Raw genomic sequence first — 19,476 nt, 5'->3', positions numbered from 1 at the left:
ATGTCACGAATTCGCAGGAAGTGCGATATACACGATATGGACATGGCGCCGATGCACAGACATTGGCAGAAAGGCATGAAATGAGAGCAAATTACAACCCCGAAGGCAGGAGCTACAGCGCCGAAGACATCCGTATTCGCGCTGACGAGGTCGCACAGCTGACCGCCGCCCTGACGCCTCTCGCTACCGAGCTTTTCAGCCACGCCGCCTGGTTCCACACCGCAGCAGAAAGTGCTGCTGCCCTGAGCGAAGAAGCCGCCGCATTGCTCAAAGACATTCTTGCCGAAATGGATGAACAAACGGAAGTCGACGCGGAATCATCCCGGCTGGCAAGCAAATTGAGCGAAGTGCTGGCCCAGGAGCACCCGTTGCCGGAAGGCGAATGGGTGGATGCCCGCGGCAAAGACCTGGCACGCGCCATGGCCGGCTTCTGGTTCAATCTGGGCGACAGTGAAGCCATACGTGCCGATGCCTGCGACGAGCTGATGACCGGGCGTGCCAACACGCCTGCGCAGCAGGACCTGGCGACGCTGTGCGCACGCTTCTATTTGCGTTCCAGCGATGCCATGTACTTGCTTGCCGCGCTGCGTGAGCGCTCGCCAGTGCCGGCGCGCATGCTCGCTACCGCCCACGCTGCCTGATCAGTAATCCAGCCAGGCCGCCTCCACAGTATTGCGGGTGCCGGGCAGCTGCAGGAAGCCGAAGGGTCCGGTGCCCGCCGGCCGGCCGACGAGGCGGCGCTCCATCACCAGGCGCGGCGTTTGACGCGCCGGGGAAGCATAGAAGGTCAGCACCTGGAACTGGTGCGGCAGCGGGCCGCTTGCGGTGCCGCCATGGCTGGTGGCCCGCACCATCTGCGCCGATGATCCGGCAATCAGCTGCAACTGGTCGCGCCCCAGCGGATCGTGATATTGCTTCGCATTATCCGGCGGCAGCTCGCCCAGCGCGGGGAAAGGCACATGGGTGTGTCCGCTTAACACCAGCTCCGCCAGCTTGCCACGTCCCAGACGGCCGAAACGGCTCAAGGCATCGCCCACGTCGATATCGTTACTCAGGCTCATGCTCATTACCGGCCGCGGCGGGGGATAGTGCACCGGGTGATGCATGGCCAGCACGCGGAAATCGCGGCTGCCATCCGGCCTGAAGCCGCGCTGCACATCGTCCGCCAGCACCTGCATCTGACTCAACGCACCCTTGCCCTTGCGTTGCAGCCAGTGCGGGTCGCGCCCGACATGGCCGCGTGCCCAGGTATTGCGCCAGCGGTCGTCAATTGTGGTGTTCACGCCGTAAAGCACCAGCTGCGACTGGGTGTTTGGAATCGGAATGCCAAGCGGTCCTTGCGGCCAGACGGAGGCAAACAGTTGCTGGCGCAGCGTGTCGCGGTGCGTTGCCACGTCGCTGCGGCGCGCCAGCATGGGAAAGGTCGCGGGCCAGGCATCGTGATTGCCGTACTGTGAGAAGGTGGCCGTTGCGCGCAGGCGGCGTCCATAGTCCTGCAGCGTGGCTTTGGCGACGGTCAGCGATTCGAGATCGCCAATCGCACTCAAGTCGCCGGTATCGACCAGCCAGGCGGGAATCGAACCGAAATCGGGATCGGCAGCGAACCAGTCGAAGAAGTCGCTCAGTTCGCGTTCGGCGCTGGGATCGTGGCCTGCATAACCAAGGTCCACCAGCTCTTCAAAGGTATCGGCCAGATTGGCGTTGAGCGTGCGCAGACGCTGGGCGATGGCGCGCAGCTTCAGTTCGCCTTTCGGGTCGGCCGGCGAAGCAGCGTCCCGGTAATGCATGTCCGAGATGTGAACGATGTGCAGGAATGCTTCGAATTGCGCGTAACTGTTCATGACGCCCTCGCTAGACGGAATCCTTCAGCAGCTTCTTTGCATCTTCTCCCAGCTCTCTTCGTATTGCTTCCGCCAGGCGGGCGCGCAAGCGGTGCAGGCGCTGGCGGGTGCGCGCGTCGAGCGCGTCTTTCTGATCAGGGCCGGTCCCGGCCACCATCGACAGCAGCAAATCGTCTTCCTGCGACGCATCCGCCAGTTCGGCCACGCAGATGTGCAGCATGCGCCGGTGCAGCGCGGCGCGCCAGGCATCCGGCTGCGCAGGATCGGCCTGCTCGGCCTCACTCAGGTTGTCGAGACTCATCGCCCAGTCGCGCGCTGGCTTGCGGAAGATGTCCGCTGCACGGCGTTTTAGTATGGCATAGCCAATCTTGCGTATGGCAGGCTGATCGGGAATTTCGCCACGTTTCTCCAGGTATTCCCAGAGATCCGAGATGGCTTGTGCGGTCAAATCATCGGCTTCATCATGCAAGCCAGGGAAATGCTTGCGGACATAGTTGCGCAGCGCACTGCGCAATTCGTCCAGCTGCTTGCCTGTGAGAGCTTCCGGCGCCATGGTCCGGTCTGCGGCTTACTGCACCCGCTTCACACGCGGCGCGCGGTAGGCGCCTTCGATGTCCAGGAACACCGCGCCCAGCAGGCCTTTGCGCAGCAGGGCTTTCGGGTTCTGCAGGTCGGTGTCTTCGCTGCTGTTGTCGACGACGCGCCATACCTGGCCGTTGGCGAGGTGGATCATCTGGCCGGGTGCCCAGCCTTTGAAGGCGCCTTCAATACGCGTTTCGACGGTGTCCGCTTGCTTGGGTTCCTCGGCTTTCGCGACCGGCTTGGCCGGCAACGCGGTCCAGGCCGGCGCGGCAGGCGCCGGCACTGCCCCGGCCGCAACAGAAGCAGCGACGCCGACGGGAGCGGCAACGTTGGAGGGCGTCGCGGCGGTGGCAGCGGTGGCGGCGCTGGCGGTGGTCGCGGTGGTCGCAGCGGTGGCGGCGCTGACTGCGGAAGCGGCGCTGGCGGCGGAAGCGGCAACAGCGGCGACTGGCGCCCCGGCGCGCGGCGCGGCGACGGGGATCGCGTCGTAGCAGGCCACGCGCGTTGGAATGTCGGGAACGGCGCGGCAGCGCAGCATCGCCGCGTCATCAGCGAGCGCGCTGGCGCAGGCTAGTAGCAACAGCAAAGGCAGTGTCTTCATCACGCTCCCTAAAACAGTATGAACAAAGAGACAATACCACCAAACGCGGCCTTGCAGGCTGCTACAATACGTCCTTTCGTCCCCATTTTTGTTATCGGTGCTTCAATGAACCAGCTCGAACAGCTCAAGCAATACACCACCGTGGTCGCCGACACCGGCGATTTCCAGTCGATCAAAGCCTATACCCCGCAAGACGCGACCACCAATCCGTCGCTGATCCTGAAGGCCGTTCAGAAGGATGAATACAAGCCGCTGCTGGAAAAGGCCGTGCGCGACAATCCGGGCGCGTCCACCGGCACCATCGTCGACCACCTGCTGATCGCTTTCGGCACCGAAATCCTGAAGTACGTGCCAGGCCGCGTGTCGACCGAAATCGACGCCGCCCTGTCCTTCGACGTGCAAGGCAATGTGAACAAAGGCCGCGAGCTGATCGCCCTGTACGAAAAGGCTGGCATTCCGCGCGAACGCATCCTGATCAAGATCGCCTCGACCTGGGAAGGCATCCGCGCTTCCGAGATCCTGGAGAAGGAAGGCATCCGCACCAATATGACCCTGCTGTTCTCGCTGTGCCAGGCCATCGCCTGCGCCGAAGCGGGTTCGCAGCTGATCTCGCCGTTCGTGGGCCGTATCTACGACTGGTTCAAGAAGTCCACTGGCATCGACTACCAGGGCGCGGAAGATCCGGGCGTGCAGTCCGTCAAGCGCATTTACAACTACTACCGTAAGTTCGGCTACAAGACCGAAGTGATGGGCGCGTCCTTCCGCAACACCAGCCAGATCATGGAACTGGCCGGCTGCGACCTGCTGACCATCAGCCCTGATCTGCTGCAGAAGCTGGCCGACACCACCGGTCCGGTGGAGCGCAAGCTGAACACCGCCTCCGCCGGCGCTGATGCATTGGGCAAGATCGCGGTGGACGAGAAGACCTTCCGCTTCATGCTGAACGAAGACGCGATGGGCACCGAGAAGCTGGCCGAAGGCATCCGCGCCTTCGTGGCTGACGCGGGCAAGCTGAAACAGATGATTTCGGCAATGCGCTAAGCACCCGGCGGATCAATGATCCGCCCAACGCCGGCCGCATCACAGGGAATGCATCGTAGGGCGGATCATTCGATCCGCCGTCGCGTTCACGCGGCGGACTTCGCTGACGCGGCGGCGCCTATCGTCCCCAGCACGCCGCCCACGGCGAGCACATACCAGAGCGACAGCGTATTGCCCGCAGGGCTGATCAGCTTGGTCGCTTCCAGCACCAGACCGGCCGCCGAGGCCACTGCCAGCACCAGCAGCAGGCAGGACACGGCAAACGACAAGGCCCGGAAATTCCCCACGCGCGCACCGGTTGCAAACAGCGTGTAACCGACAATACTCAGCAGCGGGAACAGCAGCCACAGCATGGCGCCACTCTCCATGGCCGCCAGACCCAGCGGCACCAGAACCAGCACAGTCCCGGCAAACAGGCCGAGTGCCAGTAGCAAACCACCTACAATTGCCAGGACCATATCGCCTCCTTACTGAATGCGGCGCACTTTCGGCGCACCGCGTGCACCTTGAATATCCATGAACACCGCGCCCATCATGCCCTTGCGCAGGGACACTTTGGGATTGGTGACATATACGATTTCCGAACTGTCATCTTCCACACGCCAGATCTGGCCGTTAGCCAGACGGATGGTCTGGCCGGGCCCCCAGCCTTCAAACTCACCCACGATGGACGTTTCCAGCGTCGGCGCGGAGGCAGCGCGCGCGGCGGCCACGGTGCTCGACTGCACTTCGAATGCACGGTCAACGGCCGGCGCGGCGGACGCCGGGACAGCTGCGTGTGCAGGCGCAGCGGTGGATGCCGCAGCAGGCGTAGCGCCGGCGTGCGCCTTGAAGCCCGGCGGAATAGCGTCATAGCAGGCCAGGCGCGCAGCGCCATCGGCCAGGGTGCGGCAGTGCTGCAGCGCAGCTTCATCGGCCATGGCAGCGCCAGAAGCCAGCAACAACAGTAAAGACAGTTTCTTCATCGCGTTCCCAAAAGTAGCAAACATTATTGAACTACATCTCCATTCTAAATCATTCGTTCTCTGTACAAAACGATACATTTAACACTGTTATACAATCTTGGCCTTGTCCCTGCCATTAACCACAACACGAGACAATCCATGAGAACCGTACCCCGGTACCTGCCTATCGTTGCAGCCGTCATCACCCTCTCCCTGACGGCCTGCGGCGACAAGAAAGACGCCAACAAAGCTGCCCCGCCTCCTCCTCAAGTTTCCGTGATCACCGTTGCAACAGCCAGCGTTGCCGTTACCGACGAGCTGCCCGGCCGCGTAGAAGCTTACCGTATTGCCCAGGTGCGGGCACGGACGCCCGGCATTGTGCTCAAGCGCGTATTCGAGGAAGGCGGCGACGTCAAGGCAGGCCAGGTATTGTTCCGGATCGACCCCGCTCAGTTCCAGGCATCTTTCGACAGCGCCGAAGCCGCCGTGGCGCGCGCCGACGCCAACCTGGCCCAGGCCGACCTGAAGGTCAAGCGCTACAAGCCGCTGCTGGCCGCGCAAGCCGTCAGCCAGCAGGAGTACGACGACGCCGTCACCGCGCAGAAGCAGGCCAATGCCGATCTGCAGACCGCGCGCGCCAACCGCAAGAACGCCAGCCTGACGCTGGGCTATGCCACCGTGACCTCGCCGATTGCCGGCCGCGTGGGCCGCGCCCTCGTCACCGAAGGCGCACTGGTGGGCCAGAACGAGGCCACGCCAATGGCGCTGGTGCAGCAGCTCGACCCGATCTACGTCACCATCACCCAGTCTTCCGCCGAGCTGCTGCGCCTGAAGCAGGCGCTGGCGAGCGGCAAACTGAAGAGCATGGGCAAGGACACCGCCCGCGTCACCGTGCAGCTGGAAGACGGCAGCGAATACGCACAGCCGGGCAAGCTGCTGTTCTCCGATGTGTCGGTGGACGAAAGCTCCGGCTCCGTTTCGATGCGCGCCGAGTTCCCGAATCCGAAGCGCACCCTGCTGCCGGGCATGTATGTGCGCGCCCGCCTCGAACAGGGCGTGGATGAGAAAGCCATCACCGTGCCGCAGCAAGCAATCGTGCGTGGCGCCGACGGCGCGTCCGTCTTCATCGTCGGTGCCGACAACAAGATCACTGCGCAGCCTGTGACGGCCGAAGCCTCCACCGGCAACGCATGGCTGGTCAGCTCGGGCCTGAAGGGCGGCGAGCGCATCGTGGTGGAAGGCTTCCAGAAGACCAAGCCGGGCGGCGTCGTAGCGCCAGTGCCGTGGCAAGGCCCGCCGAAAGCCGATGCCAGCGGCCAGCCGCTGCCGTCCGGCGGTTCGCCCGGTTCCGCGCCTGCCGCGGCAGCGCCGGCCGCGTCGAAATAACGGGAGCCGCTGATGGCAAAGTTCTTTATCGACCGCCCCGTCTTTGCATGGGTGATCGCGCTCTTCATCCTGCTGGGTGGTGCGCTATCCATCACCCTGCTGCCGGTGGCGCAGTACCCGACCATCGCCCCGCCATCCATCGTCGTCACCGCCGCCTATCCGGGCGCCACCGCTCAGGTGGTGGACGACGCGGTCACCAGCGTGATCGAACAGGAGATGAACGGTGCGGATGGATTGCAATACGTTGAATCGGAAAGCACGGCCAACGGCTCGGTGACCATCACCGTCACCTTCCAGCCGGGCACCAATCCCGACCTGGCTGCCGTGGATGTGCAGAACCGCATCAAGCGCGTGGAATCGCGCCTGCCGCAGTCCGTGATCCAGCAAGGCGTGCAGGTCAACAAGGCGCGTTCCAACATCCTGATGTTTGTGGGCGCCTATTCCGAAGACGGCCGCATGGACCCGAACGCGATCGGCGACTATCTGGCGCGTAACGTGCTGAATGAAGTCAAGCGTCTGCCCGGCGTGGGCCAGGCGCAGCTGTTTGGTACCGAGCGCGCCATGCGCATCTGGGTCGATCCGAACAAGCTGACCGGCTACAAGCTGAATATGAGCGATGTGACCAATGCCATCCGCGCGCAGAACGCGCAGGTGGCATCGGGCACCATCGGCGACTTGCCGAATCCGCGCTCACAGACGTATAACGCGCCAGTGGTTGTGACGGGCCAGCTGACCTCCATCGAGGAATTCGGCAAGGTCATCCTGCGTGCGAACCCGAATGGCTCCACCGTGCGGCTGAAGGACGTGGCCCGCCTGGAGCTGGGCGGCGCCAACTATGGCATCAGCGCACGCCTAAGCGGCCAGCCTTTCGTGGCCATCGCCGTGCAGCAATCGCTGACCGGCAATGCACTCGCCACCGCCACCCTGGTGCGCGAGAAGATGGAAGAGCTGTCGAAATACTTCCCTCCCGGCCTGAAGTACACCGTGCCTTACGACACGTCGCTGTTCGTGAAGATCTCCATCGAGGAAGTGGTCAAGACCCTGCTGGAAGCCGTGTTCCTGGTGTTCCTGGTGATGTATCTGTTCCTGCAGAACATCCGCTACACCCTGATCCCGACCATCGTGGTGCCGGTGGCCCTGATGGGTACTTTCGCCGCGATGCAGGTGTTCGGCTTCTCCATCAACGTGCTGACCATGTTCGGCATGGTGCTGGCGATCGGCATCCTGGTCGACGACGCCATCGTGGTAGTGGAGAACGTGGAACGCATCATGAGCGAGGAAGGCCTGTCGCCGCGCGAAGCAACGCGCAAGGCCATGGGCCAGATCACGGGCGCCATCATCGGTATCACGCTGGTGCTGATCGCCGTGTTCATCCCGATGGCCTTCTTCGGCGGCGCCGTGGGCGCGATCTACCGCCAGTTCTCGCTGTCCATGGTGTCCGCGATGATCTTCTCGGCGCTGATGGCGCTGTCGCTGACGCCGGCACTGTGCGCCACCATGCTGAAACCGGTGGAAGCCGGCCACCATCACGAGAAGCGCGGCTTCTTCGGCTGGTTCAACCGCAGCTTCCACAGCACCGCCAACGGCTATCAGGGCTGGATCGCCCGCATCCTGAAGCGCACTGGCCGCTACCTGCTGATTTACGCAGCGCTGCTGGGCATCGTGGCCTTCCTGTACGTGAAGCTGCCTTCGTCCTTCCTGCCGAACGAAGACCAGGGCTACATCATCACCAACGTGCAGCTGCCGCCGGGTGCTTCGCGCAGCCGCGCTGAAGCCGTATTGGCCGAGGTGGATGCCTACTTCCGCAAGCAGCCGGGCGTGGCGCGCACCATTGCCGTGGCAGGCTTCAGCTTCTCCGGCTCGGGCCAGAACGCCGGCCTGGTGTTCGTGCCGCTCAAGGACTGGAAGGAACGCGGCCCGCAGGATTCGGCCGAAGCGATTGCGCAGCGCGCATTCAAGGACTTGTCCGGCATCAAGGATGCGATCATCTTCCCGCTCAGCCCTCCGCCGATCCGCGAGCTGGGTAACGCCACCGGCATCACCGCCCGCCTGCAGGACCGCGGCGCCAAGGGCCACGATGCGCTGGTCGCAGCGCGTAACCAGCTGCTGGGGCTTTCGGCCAAGAGCAGCATCCTGACCGGCATGCGTCCGGAAGGGCTGGAAGATGCGCCGCAGCTGCAACTGGATATCGACCGTGAAAAGGCGAATGCGCTGGGCGTGTCCTTCGCGGACATCAACAGCACCATGTCCACCGCGCTGGGTTCTTCGTATGTGAACGACTTCGCCAGCAGCGGACGCCAGCAGCGCGTGATCGTGCAGGCCGACCAGGACCGCCGCATGCAGCCGGAAGACCTGATGCGCCTCAATGTGCGCAGCTCCACCGGCGTGATGGTGCCCTTCTCCTCATTCTCGACTTCGCACTGGATCATCGGTCCGCTGCAGCTGGTGCGCTACAACGGCTATCCTGCGATCCGCCTGAGCGGCGCTGCCCAGCCGGGCCGCAGCACGGGTGAAGCGATGGACGAGCTGCTGCGCCTCGGCGACCAGCTGCCGCCAGGCTTTGCGATCGAATGGACTGGCCAGTCGCTGGAAGAGCGTCTGTCCGGTTCGCAGGCGCCGATGCTGTTCGCGCTGTCCATGCTGGCCGCCTTCCTGGTGCTGGCCGCGCTGTATGAGAGCGAGTCGATTCCGGTGGCCGTGCTGCTGGTGGTGCCCCTGGGTGTGCTGGGCGCGCTGCTGGGCGCCCACGTGCGTGGACTGCCGAACGACGTGTACTTCAAGGTGGGCCTGATTGCGATTATCGGCCTGTCGGCGAAGAACGCGATTCTGATTATCGAGTTTGCCAAGGACCTGCAGGCGCAGGGCAAGGGCCTGATCGAAGCGACGCTGGAAGCGGTGCACCTGCGCTTCCGCCCGATCATCATGACCTCGCTCGCCTTCATCCTCGGCGTGCTGCCGCTGGTGATCGCCAGCGGCGCGGGTTCCGCCAGCCAACGCGCCATCGGTACCGGTGTGATGGGCGGCATGATTACCGCGACGGTGCTGGCGGTGTTCCTGGTGCCGGTATTCTTCGTGGTAATCCGCCGTATCTTCAAAGGCAGCGAGCGCCAGCGCCGCCTCGCCGCGCACGAACTCGATCTGCCGGAGAACAAGCAATGATGAAAACAACTCTTACCGTGCTGGCGGCAGCCCTGCTGTCCGCCTGCTCCATGGCCCCGACCTATGAGCGCCCGGCAGCGCCCGTGGCGGAAGGCTATCCGGCCCTGCCGGCAGCAGGCGGCGCAAGCGGCGCTGTCAACGCGACAGGCACGCGCCCCGCCACCGACATCGGCTGGCGTGAATTCTTTACCGACCAGCGCCTGCAGCAGTTGATCGCCGCCGCGCTGGACAACAACCGCGACCTGCGCACAGCCGCACTGCGTATCGAGGAAGCGCGCGGCGCTTACCGCATCCAGCGCGCCGACCGTTTGCCGACGCTGAACGCAACGCTGAGCGAATCGCGCGCCCGCACGCCGGGCTTCCTGTCCGCCACCGGGCAGCCGGTGGTGGGTGAACGCTTCGACGCGGGTGTCGGCATTTCCTCCTTCGAGCTGGACTTCTTCGGCCGCGTGAAAAGCCTGAGCGATGCGGCACTGAATACCTACCTGGCCACCGACGAAGCACGCCAGGCGGCGCAGATCAGTCTTGTGGCCGAAGTGGCGAAGGGTTACTTCACCGAGCGTGCTTTCGCCGAGCAGTACGACCTGGCCCAGCGCACGTACGAAGCCCGCAAGCGCACCTACGACCTGACAAAGCAGCGCGTGGACGTAGGCGCCTCGTCTCGTCTGGACCTGCGCTCCAACGAGCAGCTGATGGAAACGGCGCGGGCCGCCGCACTGGCCCTGGCCCGTCAGCGCGCGCAGGCCGAGAATGCACTGACCCTGCTGGTCGGCCAGCCACCGGCGCAGGCCGCATCCGGCGCCATGGCGACCGATGAACAGATCGATGCCATGAGCGCCGTGCCGGAAGGACTGCCTTCCGACCTGCTGGCGCGCCGTCCGGACATCCGCTCCGCCGAACTGCGCCTGAAAGCCGCCAACGCCAATATCGGCGCCGCACGTGCCGCCTTCTTCCCGCGCATCTCGCTGACGGCCGCCGTGGGCAGCACCAGCCCGGCCTTCTCGCAGCTGTTCGACAGCGGTAACAGCAGCTGGTCCTTCGTGCCGCAACTGACGCTGCCGATCTTCGACACGGGCCGCAACAGCGCCAATCTGGACGTGTCCAAAGTCCGCAAGAACATCGCCGTCGCGGATTACGAGAAAACCATCCAGACCGCCTTCCGCGAAGTGGCCGATGCACTGGCTGCCCGTGCCTATCTGGGCGAGCAGGTGGTAGCACAGCGCGCCGTGCAGGATGCGCAAGCCGATCGTCTCAAGCTGCTGCAGCTGCGCTTCGAAAACGGCGTGGCCAGTTCGCTGGACGTGCTGGATGCGCAGCGCGAGCTGTTCAGCGCCGAGCAATCGCTGGTGCAGGCGCGCCTGCTGCGCACCACCAGCGCCATCGATCTGTACCGCGCACTGGGCGGAGGCATGAAGTAAGTGGATTCACCGATTACCATCCGCCTCGGCGAGCGTGCGCGCCAGCGCATCGAACGCGAAGGTTTGCAGGCGGCGGACGTCGCCATCATCCCCGCTGCCGCGGGCGGTCCGAAAGGGCTGATCCTCAACGGCATCGACCAGTGGATGTTTGGCGAGTGGCTGGAACAGGCGCCACGCCAGCGCCGCCTGGTCGGCGCGTCGATCGGCGCATGGCGCATGGCGGCGGCTGCGCTGCACGATCCGGTTGCAGCTCTGCGCCGCCTGGCCCATCACTATGCGCATCAGACCTATCCAGAAAAAGTGGATGCGGCTTACGTCAGCCGCACCTGCCGCAGCCTGCTGGATGAGGTGCTGGAAGGGCGCGGCGCCGAGCCGCTATCCAATCCCGGCTATCTGCTGTCCATCATCACCGCTCGTGGTATCGGCGCGCTGGGCGATACGCGCGGCAGCCGCTGGCGCGAAATGGCGGGCTTCCTGCGTGCTGCGGCCGGCAACGCACTATCGCGCAGCCGCCTGGCCGGCTCGATGGAGCGCGTGGTCTTTCACGATGCGCGCGACGACGGCGCCTGGCTGCGCCAGAATTTCGATGCCTTCGCCACGCACTTTGTCGGACTCGGTGCAGACAATGTGCGCGATGCGCTGCTGGCCTCCGGTTCGATCCCGCTGGTGCTGGAAGCGGTCACCGGCATCGCCCGTGCTCCGCAAGGGGCTTACTGGGACGGTGGCCTGATCGATTACCATCTGCACCTGCCCTACCAGCGCGATCCCGGCCTGGTGCTGTATCCGCACTTCACCGACCACATCGTGCCCGGTTGGCTGGACAAGTCGATGCCGTGGCGCCGCGCGCGCGACAGCGCCGTGGAAAACGTGGTGCTGATCTCGCCCGCCCCCTCGTTTGTGGCGAAGCTGCCGAACGCCAAACTGCCTGACCGCAATGACTTCAAGCACTACGGCCAGAACCACCAGGCCCGCATCCGCGACTGGACCTTTGCCGTCGGCGAAAGCCAGCGCATGGCGGAGGCGCTGGCAAAATGGGCAGAAAAACCCGACCTGAGGCAAGCCGCTTCCATCTAGTGTTGCGCACACGCAACTTTCATCCCAGAGTCACAGCTTAGGCGCATACTAGTGCGACATAAAAAATGTCCTTGCCGGGGGTGAAGAGATGAAAATGTTGTCGCAAATGCGTATCGGGACCCGGCTCGCTGCCGGTTTTGGCGTGGTGCTCCTGCTGACGGTGATCGCCACCGGTTATGCCCTGCTTCACGCGCGCAGTACCGCGGAAGCCACGCGCGCCATGATGGATCGGCCACTGGCCAAGGAGCGCATCGTCTCCGACTGGTACGTGCTGATTTATTCCGCCATTGCGCGAACGGCCATGATCGCGCGCAGTTCCGACGGTACGCTTTCGACAACGTTTGCTGACGTCATCGCCGACAGCACGAAGCGCGGCACCGCCCTTCTGAAGACCATCGACGAACTGATCGAAACCGATCAGGAGCGCACTATCTACAAAACCGCCATCGAGCTGCGCAACAAATACCAGGCCGGCAAAACCCACGTGATGGACGCGCGCAAGGCCGGCGATGCCGACAAGGCCGAACAGCTGTACAAGAGCGAGTTCGAGCCCGCCGCGCAGGCTTACCAGGACAAGGTGAAAGAACTGCTGGCACTCCAGCGCAAGTCCATCGACAACACCGCTGCTGCCATCGATGCGGCCAACGACCGCAGCACAAACATGATGATCGCGCTGGGTGTTGCCCTGCTGGCGTTTGGCGTCTGGGCAGCCTGGGTGATTTCGCGCAGCATTACCAAACCGCTTAACGACGCTGTCGGCGTGGCGGCCACCGTGGCCAAAGGCGATCTGACTACGCGCTTCGACGACGAGACGACACGCGATGAAATCGGCGAGTTGATGACGGCGCTGAAAGGCATGAACGATGCGCTGCGCCGCGTGGTCAGCGAGGTGCAGACCGGCACGTCGGCGATTGCGGGCGCTTCGCAGGAAATCGCCGAGGGCAATCTTGACCTTTCGGCACGCACCGAGGAGCAAGCCAGCTCGCTGGAAGAAACGGCGTCGTCGATGGAAGAACTGACGTCGACCGTGCGCCAGAATGCCGACAACGCCTTGCAGGCGAATCAACTGGCGCAGGCGGCGTCCGACGTTGCCGCACGCGGCGGCGATATCGTGGGCCAGGTGGTTGAGACTATGGGTTCCATCGACGCGTCTTCGCGCAAGATTGTGGACATTATCGGCACCATCGATGGCATCGCCTTCCAGACCAATATCCTGGCGCTGAATGCGGCCGTGGAAGCAGCGCGCGCTGGCGAGCAGGGACGCGGTTTTGCGGTCGTTGCATCCGAGGTGCGCAATCTGGCGCAGCGCTCGGCAGCTGCGGCGAAGGAGATCAAGGAGCTGATCGGCAATTCGGTTGATCAGGTCAATGCGGGCACTTCGCTGGTGCAGCAAGCCGGTACCACCATGGATGAAGTGGTCGCTTCGGTACGCCGCGTGACGGACATCATGGGCGAGATCACGTCGGCCAGCCGCGAGCAGAGTGTGGGCATCGACCAGGTCAATGAGGCGATCGGGCAGATGGATACGGTAACGCAGCAGAATGCGGCGCTGGTCGAGGAAGCGGCGGCGGCAGCGGCCAGCATGCAGGAACAGGCGGCGCGCCTGGCCGAAGTGGCGGCGATGTTCAAGTTGGGCGAGGCAGGATTTGCACCGGCCGCCGCGCCAATCGCAGCGCGCGTCACGCGGCCGGCAACGCCGGCACGCAAGGCGATCACGGCGTCGCCACGCACCGCGACGCAGCGCGCCAGCGCCGCGCCGGCCAACGGCAACGCGCATGGCCCGGCCGACGCCAACGCGCAGGCATCAGCGCCCCGCCCACCCGGCACCGAACGCCGCAAGCCGGTGCCCGTCAACGACGAGTGGGAAGAGTTTTAAGCCAGGAACATTTCCTGAAGATCGTTCAGGAAGCGCTGACCTAGTTCGGTTGGTTTGATCAGCTGGTAATCGCGGTACAGAAGGCCCTTCGCCTCAGCGGCGTTAAGGGCCTTTTCTATGACGTTCATCGCCAGCCCGGTGCGTTCGGAGAACAGGTTCGGTTCGAAGCCGTCCTGCAAGCGCAGCGCATTGAGCATGAACTCAAAGCCCATCTCATCGCGACCAATCTCGCGTTCCTCCTGCACCGGATTACCCGCCTTCACCGCGTCCATATACGAACGTGGATGCTTGAAGCGCGCCTGGCGCAGCACGCGGTGCGGGAAGGACAGCTTGGAATGCGCGCCCGCGCCGATGCCGAGATAATCCCCGAACTGCCAGTAATTCAGATTGTGGCGCGCCTGGTGGCCCGGCTGCGCATAAGCGGAGACTTCGTAATGCCCAAAGCCCGCCGCGCCGGTGAGGTCAGCAATCATGTCCTGCATATCGGCGCTGGTGTCGTCGTCCGGTAGCTGCGGCGGATATTTCGCGAACAGCGTGTTCGGCTCCATCGTCAGGTGATACAACGACAGGTGCGGCGGCTTGAAGGACAGCGCCGTTTCGAGATCCGCGCGCGCTTCGGCCAGCGTCTGGCTGGGCAGCGCGTACATCAGGTCCAGGTTGAAGTTGTCAAAATTCGCCTGCGCGATTTCGACGGCGCGGCGCGCTTCGTTCGAATCGTGAATGCGGCCCAATGCCTTCAGGTGTCCGGAATTGAAGCTCTGGATGCCGATCGACAGGCGGTTGATGCCGCTGGCGCGATAGGACTTGAACTTCTCCGCCTCAAAGGTGCCGGGGTTGGCTTCCATCGTAATCTCGGCCGCGCCGTCCAGCGGCAGCAGCGAGCGCAGATCGGACATCAGCTGGTCCATGCCGGCGGCGGACATCAGCGAAGGCGTACCGCCGCCGATGAAGACCGTATAAATCTTGCGGCCCCAGATCAGGGGCAGCGCCATTTCCAGGTCGGCGCGCAGCGCGGCCAGGTATTCCTGTTCCGGCACCTCGCCCTTCGCTTCGTGCGAATTGAAGTCGCAGTATGGGCATTTGCGCACGCACCAGGGCCAGTGGATGTACAGCGACAGCGGCGGCAGCGCCGACAAATTCAGCGCGCCCGGTTGCAGATATTGCGCCGCCACGCCGGCAGCGCTGTCGATGGTCCGGGTAGCGTTCTTGCTGCCCACCGGTTTGATCGGGATCATTTCAGCTTCTCTACCAATGCACGCAGGGCCTGGCCGCGATGGGACAGGCGGTTCTTCTCTTCCGGCGCCAGCTCGGCCACATGCTTGCCCAGCGATGGAATCAGGAAGTACGGATCGTAGCCAAAGCCGCCCTGCCCACGCGCTTCAGGCGAAATCTCGCCATCCCAGCGGCCATCGGCAATGATGGGCTGCGGATCGTCGGCGTGGCGCACGTAGACCAGCACGCAGTAATAGTAGGCCGATTTATCGTCGAATGCGGACAGGTCGTCGATCAGTTTTGCGCTGTTGGCGGCATCCAATTTCGGCTCGCCCGCATAGCGCGCAGAGTACACGCCTGGCGCGCCATTCAGCGCATTGACGCATACGCCGGAATCATCAGCCAGCGCAGGCAGGCCGGTCTGGCGCGCAGCGTGGCGCGCCTTGGTCAATGCATTTTCGACAAAGGTGTGGAAAGGCTCAGGCGACTCCGACACGTTGAACTCTTCCTGCGGATGCACGGAAAAGCCAATGGTCGAGAGCAGCTCGTTGAATTCCTTGAGCTTGCCTTTGTTGTTCGATGCGAGAACGATGCGTTGGGTCATGGATATCGGCTCTTTTGACGGAGCCGATATTTTAAACGACTTGCCGGCCCCTCACACTCAGCCGGTAATGCCGAGCGATTGCTTTTGCAGCTTGATCAGGTCCTTGATGCCGCCTTCGGCCAGGTCGAGCAGGCGGTTCATGACGCTGCGATCGAAAGCCTCGCCTTCGGCGGTGCCCTGCACTTCAACGAAGGAACCGCTGTCGGTCATGATCACGTTCATGTCGGTATCGCAAGACGAATCTTCCGGATAATCCAGATCCAGCACCGGTACGCCCTGGTACACGCCAACCGAAATCGCGGCCACAAAGTGCTTGACCGGAATCGACTCGATCATGCCAGCCGCTTTCAACTTCGAAAACGCATCATAGGCCGCCACCATGGCGCCCGTGATGGAGGCGGTGCGGGTGCCGCCGTCGGCCTGAATCACATCGCAATCCAGGTGCAGGGTGCGTTCGCCAAACGCTTCCAGGTCGAAGGCGGCGCGCAGCGAACGGCCAATCAGGCGCTGGATTTCCTGCGTGCGGCCGCTCTGTTTGCCCTTGGCCGCCTCGCGGTCCATGCGCGAGTGTGTGGAGCGCGGCAGCATGCCGTATTCGGCGGTCATCCAGCCCTGGCCTTTGCCCTTCAGGAAGCCGGGCACTTTCTCTTCGATGCTGGCGGTGCAGATTACCTTGGTGTCGCCGCACTCGATCAGCACCGAACCTTCGGCGTGCTTGGTGTAGTCGCGCGTGATGCGGATGGCGCGCAGTGCATCAACCGGACGGCCGCTTGGGCGGGTTACAGAAGTCATGGAATTCCTATTTCAGTATTTGGGAAGATTTCTCGATAGCGCCGCGGATTTCCGCGATCGCTTTTTCAATTTCGTCGTCGTCGAACGCATCGATCTCCGACTTGCCGTGGATGGTGGTGCTCACCAGATCGTCCGGCAGTCCCTCGGTCGAGATCATGGTGGACGACATCTGGGTCGACGTTGGCGTGCTGTCCGTCACCAGACGGCCCTGCCACATGATGGCCAGCGCCGTCACATTATCACTGCCCTCGCCGGCGCGGCGCAATGCAGTGGACAGCATGTCCGGCACGGCGCGCACCACGGTCTGGGTCGACATGGACTGCACCATCTCTTCGTCCGTCATCATGGACCACAGGCCGTCCGAGCACAATAGCAGGGTATCGCCCGGCAGCAGGCTGGCGCGGCCCGAGATGTCGATGCGCGGCACGCTGTTGGCGCCCAGGCAGTTGTAGAGCTTATTGCGGTCCGGATGCGTCGCGCGCGCCGACGCCGGAATCTGGCCCTTCTCGATCATGTTCTCCACATGCGAGTGGTCGCGCGTGCGGCCGTGGACCTTACCGTTGCGCATCCAGTACAGGCGCGAATCGCCGCAGTGCGCCCAGGTGGCCGTGTTGTGCTGCACCAGGCAAGCCACGATGGTGGTACGTGGCGATTCCGGCATCTTGTGCTCCTCGGTGTAGCGGTGGATTTCGCGATGCGCGGCGTGGAAGGCGTCCTCCAGGAAGCGCTCCGGCCCTTTCACATACGGCGTGGCCTGTTCCTGGAACATGGTCGACAGCGTCTGGGTGGCGATGGCGGCGGCGATTTCGCCGCGGGCGTGTCCGCCCATGCCGTCGGCCAGCACGAGCAGCAGGGCCTCGCGCGTGAAGCTGTAGCCCATACGGTCCTGGTTGACCTTGCGGCCGCCGATATGGGTCTGCTGATAAACGGAAAATTGCATGGCCGGCCTCCCTTAATCTTGCGTGCGCGGCGAAACTTCTTTTTTACGTCCCAGGCCAATGCGCTCGGCCAGGCCGCGCACATGGCCACCCAGTTTGCCCAGCGTGCCCGCATCGGGCTGCGGCTTGGGTGGCGCGGCGACAGGCTGCTGCAGCAGCTTCTGGAACTCGAACAGGCTTTGCGGACGGGCCAACGGGTCCATCTGCAGCGCCCAGCGGACCAGCCTCACCAGCTCAGGCGAGTAGGCGCTATCGAGCTTGGCGAAGTGGGCATCCATCTTGTCTTCCTTGCGGCGCTGGTCGGCCGGCTGCGGCGGCTGGCCCACCATGCAGGCGAACATGGAGGCGCCAATGCTGTAGACGTCCGTCCACGGCCCCAGAGTCTCGGTCTTGGAGTACAGCTCGGGACCGGCGAAGCCAGGCGTGTACATCGGCATCAGCTTGGGGCTGTCCGTGTTCACCGTCTGACGCGCTGCACCAAAGTCCAGCAGCATGGGCGTGCCGTCCGTGCGCAGATAGATATTGGCCGGTTTCAGGTCCAGATGCAGCAGTTTATTGGTATGCACTTCACGCAAACCTTTGATCACTTGCGTAAAAATAGTCCGGATAAAAGCCTCGCCCGAATTCCGGCCTTTGGCACGCTGACGCTGGATGTGTTCCTGCAGCGAATGACCGGACTCGTAATGCATAACCATATAAACAGTTTCATTTGCGCGGAAGAAATTCAACACTCTTACAACATTTGGATGTGAAATTCTTGCAAGCGCGCGACCCTCCTCAAAGAAGCATTTCAGCCCTATACGGAAGACCGCCAGGTTCGCTTTGGAGACGTCCGGCACCAATTCACCCTCTTGACGTAATGCAAGGGTGCTTGGTAAATATTCTTTAATGGCAACCGCATTGCCTTCAGCGTCGTAGGCCAAGTACACAATACTGAACCCACCTGACGCAATTTTCTTTACAATGCGGTATCCAGCAATTTCCAGACCATCTGGTAGCGGAGCGTTGTTTTGTGCAGCCATAAGTTTCCTCGCTTCAACAAACCGGATTGTGTGGACAAATCAATGTATTGTAAAGATAAAGACAAAATCGGGGATATCCTTTGAGCATTTCCAGCATGACAGGCTACGCGGTTGCCACCAGCGAAAGCGCAGCCGGAACTCTGACAATTGAGATCAAAAGCGTCAATTCGCGCTTCCTTGATCTGCAATTCCGAATCAACGACGATCTGCGCGCGCTCGAACCCGATTTACGCTCCGCCATCATGGGGGCGATCACTCGCGGCAAGGTTGAGCTGCGCCTGAGCTTCGGCCGCAAGGCCGCGGCGGCGGGCACTCAGGCCTTGAATGTAACTCTGCTCAATGAGCTGGCGCGCCTTCAGGGCGAAGTCGGTCAGCATTTCGCGGGCGCAACGCAGATGTCCGTAGCGGAACTACTTCGCTGGCCGGGTGTGGTGGAAGAAGCCCAGATCGGCCAGGAATCGCTGCAACAGGACGTGGCAGCCCTGATGACGCGCACGGTTGAAGCCTTCGTCCAGAGCCGTCAGCGCGAAGGCGCGGCGCTGGAAGCGATGCTGGTTTCCCGCATCGAATCGATGGAAGGAATTGTTAAGCGGATCACGCCACTGATTCCACAAGTCGTTGCGCAATTCCAACAGAAAGCCGTGGAACGCATGCAGGAAGCACTGGGCCTCGCTTGCCAGGGTTCCAACACTTCGCTGTCGCGCCAGGATGCGATGGAGCGCATCCGCCAGGAGGTGATCCTGTACGGTATCCGTATCGACGTGGCTGAGGAACTGGGCCGTTTGTCTGCCCACCTGACCGAAACCCGTCACATCCTGAAAAAAGGCGGACAGGTCGGTAAGCGCCTGGACTTCATGATGCAGGAACTGAACCGCGAAGCGAATACGCTGGGCGCCAAGGCTTCGGTCAAGGAACTGGCCGACGCGTCGATGGAACTGAAGCTGCTCATCGAGCAGATGCGCGAGCAGGTGCAGAACCTCGAATAA

At 63.1% G+C, this 19,476-nt stretch carries 18 protein-coding genes; 8 read left to right on the top strand and 10 right to left on the bottom strand.

Going from position 1 to position 19,476, the window contains the following annotated elements; translation table 11 throughout:
* Positions 1-80: 80 nt before the first annotated feature.
* Positions 81-641, top strand: coding sequence for a hypothetical protein (locus AB4Z19_RS09770; protein ID WP_442035148.1), 561 nt, complete (start codon positions 81-83; stop codon positions 639-641).
* On the opposite strand, the gene AB4Z19_RS09765 is transcribed toward AB4Z19_RS09770, so the two are convergent.
* Genes AB4Z19_RS09765 through AB4Z19_RS09755 form a run of 3 tightly spaced genes read right to left on the bottom strand, consistent with a single transcriptional unit; the run spans position 642 to position 3,024 of the window.
* Positions 642-1,841, bottom strand: a complete 1,200-nt coding sequence (locus AB4Z19_RS09765; protein WP_442035146.1) for a metallophosphoesterase family protein — start codon at positions 1,839-1,841, stop codon at positions 642-644.
* Positions 1,842-1,851: 10 nt separating this feature from the next.
* On the bottom strand, positions 1,852-2,394 hold the full coding sequence (locus AB4Z19_RS09760; protein ID WP_442024705.1) for a hypothetical protein: 543 nt from the start codon (positions 2,392-2,394) through the stop codon (positions 1,852-1,854).
* 15 nt (positions 2,395-2,409) lie between these two features.
* A complete protein-coding gene (locus AB4Z19_RS09755) occupies positions 2,410-3,024 on the bottom strand; it encodes a hypothetical protein (RefSeq protein ID WP_442024707.1) in 615 nt (204 codons plus the stop codon).
* Between the two features lie 105 nt (positions 3,025-3,129).
* Between AB4Z19_RS09755 and tal the strand changes: the two genes are divergently transcribed.
* A complete protein-coding gene (gene tal, locus AB4Z19_RS09750; RefSeq protein ID WP_442024709.1) occupies positions 3,130-4,065 on the top strand; it encodes a transaldolase in 936 nt (311 codons plus the stop codon).
* 86 nt (positions 4,066-4,151) lie between these two features.
* On the opposite strand, the gene AB4Z19_RS09745 is transcribed toward tal, so the two are convergent.
* Both AB4Z19_RS09745 and AB4Z19_RS09740 read right to left on the bottom strand, forming a co-directional pair.
* Positions 4,152-4,523 (bottom strand): hypothetical protein, encoded by a 372-nt coding sequence (locus AB4Z19_RS09745; RefSeq protein ID WP_442024711.1) that lies wholly within the window; start codon positions 4,521-4,523, stop codon positions 4,152-4,154.
* 9 nt (positions 4,524-4,532) lie between these two features.
* On the bottom strand, positions 4,533-5,030 hold the full coding sequence (locus tag AB4Z19_RS09740; RefSeq protein ID WP_442035144.1) for a hypothetical protein: 498 nt from the start codon (positions 5,028-5,030) through the stop codon (positions 4,533-4,535).
* Between the two features lie 138 nt (positions 5,031-5,168).
* Between AB4Z19_RS09740 and AB4Z19_RS09735 the strand changes: the two genes are divergently transcribed.
* From AB4Z19_RS09735 to AB4Z19_RS09715, 5 genes are all read left to right on the top strand, one after another.
* Complete coding sequence (locus AB4Z19_RS09735) at positions 5,169-6,395, top strand: efflux RND transporter periplasmic adaptor subunit (protein ID WP_442024715.1); 1,227 nt, start codon at positions 5,169-5,171, stop codon at positions 6,393-6,395.
* Positions 6,396-6,407: 12 nt separating this feature from the next.
* The gene (locus tag AB4Z19_RS09730) at positions 6,408-9,554 is read left to right on the top strand and encodes an efflux RND transporter permease subunit (protein WP_442035142.1); all 3,147 of its coding nucleotides are present in this window, start codon (positions 6,408-6,410) and stop codon (positions 9,552-9,554) included.
* Complete coding sequence (locus tag AB4Z19_RS09725; RefSeq protein WP_442035140.1) at positions 9,551-10,972, top strand: efflux transporter outer membrane subunit; 1,422 nt, start codon at positions 9,551-9,553, stop codon at positions 10,970-10,972. The genes AB4Z19_RS09730 and AB4Z19_RS09725 overlap by 4 nt, the downstream gene beginning before the upstream one ends.
* Positions 10,973-12,046 (top strand): patatin-like phospholipase family protein, encoded by a 1,074-nt coding sequence (locus tag AB4Z19_RS09720; protein WP_442024721.1) that lies wholly within the window; start codon positions 10,973-10,975, stop codon positions 12,044-12,046. It begins immediately after the preceding gene.
* Between the two features lie 88 nt (positions 12,047-12,134).
* Positions 12,135-13,922 (top strand): methyl-accepting chemotaxis protein, encoded by a 1,788-nt coding sequence (locus tag AB4Z19_RS09715; protein WP_442035138.1) that lies wholly within the window; start codon positions 12,135-12,137, stop codon positions 13,920-13,922.
* Here the strand turns inward: AB4Z19_RS09715 and hemW are convergent.
* The 5 genes from hemW to AB4Z19_RS09690 are packed head-to-tail and all read right to left on the bottom strand — an operon-like array spanning position 13,919 to position 18,490.
* Positions 13,919-15,157, bottom strand: coding sequence for a radical SAM family heme chaperone HemW (hemW, locus tag AB4Z19_RS09710; RefSeq protein ID WP_442035136.1), 1,239 nt, complete (start codon positions 15,155-15,157; stop codon positions 13,919-13,921). The two genes, AB4Z19_RS09715 and hemW, sit on opposite strands and share 4 nt — an antisense overlap.
* Positions 15,154-15,738: an RdgB/HAM1 family non-canonical purine NTP pyrophosphatase gene (gene rdgB, locus AB4Z19_RS09705; RefSeq protein WP_442035134.1), complete on the bottom strand. Its 585-nt coding sequence runs from the start codon at positions 15,736-15,738 to the stop codon at positions 15,154-15,156. The genes hemW and rdgB overlap by 4 nt, the downstream gene beginning before the upstream one ends.
* Positions 15,739-15,795: 57 nt before the next feature.
* Positions 15,796-16,530, bottom strand: coding sequence for a ribonuclease PH (gene rph / locus AB4Z19_RS09700; protein WP_442028527.1), 735 nt, complete (start codon positions 16,528-16,530; stop codon positions 15,796-15,798).
* A 7-nt stretch (positions 16,531-16,537) separates the two neighbouring features.
* On the bottom strand, positions 16,538-17,470 hold the full coding sequence (locus AB4Z19_RS09695) for a PP2C family protein-serine/threonine phosphatase (protein ID WP_442028528.1): 933 nt from the start codon (positions 17,468-17,470) through the stop codon (positions 16,538-16,540).
* A gap of 12 nt (positions 17,471-17,482) precedes the next feature.
* On the bottom strand, positions 17,483-18,490 hold the full coding sequence (locus AB4Z19_RS09690; RefSeq protein ID WP_442035132.1) for a serine/threonine protein kinase: 1,008 nt from the start codon (positions 18,488-18,490) through the stop codon (positions 17,483-17,485).
* Positions 18,491-18,585: 95 nt separating this feature from the next.
* Here AB4Z19_RS09690 and AB4Z19_RS09685 point away from each other — a divergent pair, with 95 nt between their 5' ends.
* Positions 18,586-19,476, top strand: a complete 891-nt coding sequence (locus AB4Z19_RS09685) for a YicC/YloC family endoribonuclease (RefSeq protein ID WP_442025909.1) — start codon at positions 18,586-18,588, stop codon at positions 19,474-19,476.

The organism is Pseudoduganella sp. RAF19 (genome assembly GCF_052114165.1).
In the GTDB taxonomy this organism is placed as follows: Bacteria; Pseudomonadota; Gammaproteobacteria; order Burkholderiales; family Burkholderiaceae_D; genus Rugamonas.
Note: the sequence above shows the minus strand (reverse complement) of the source record. Positions and strands in the feature narration are given on the sequence as shown.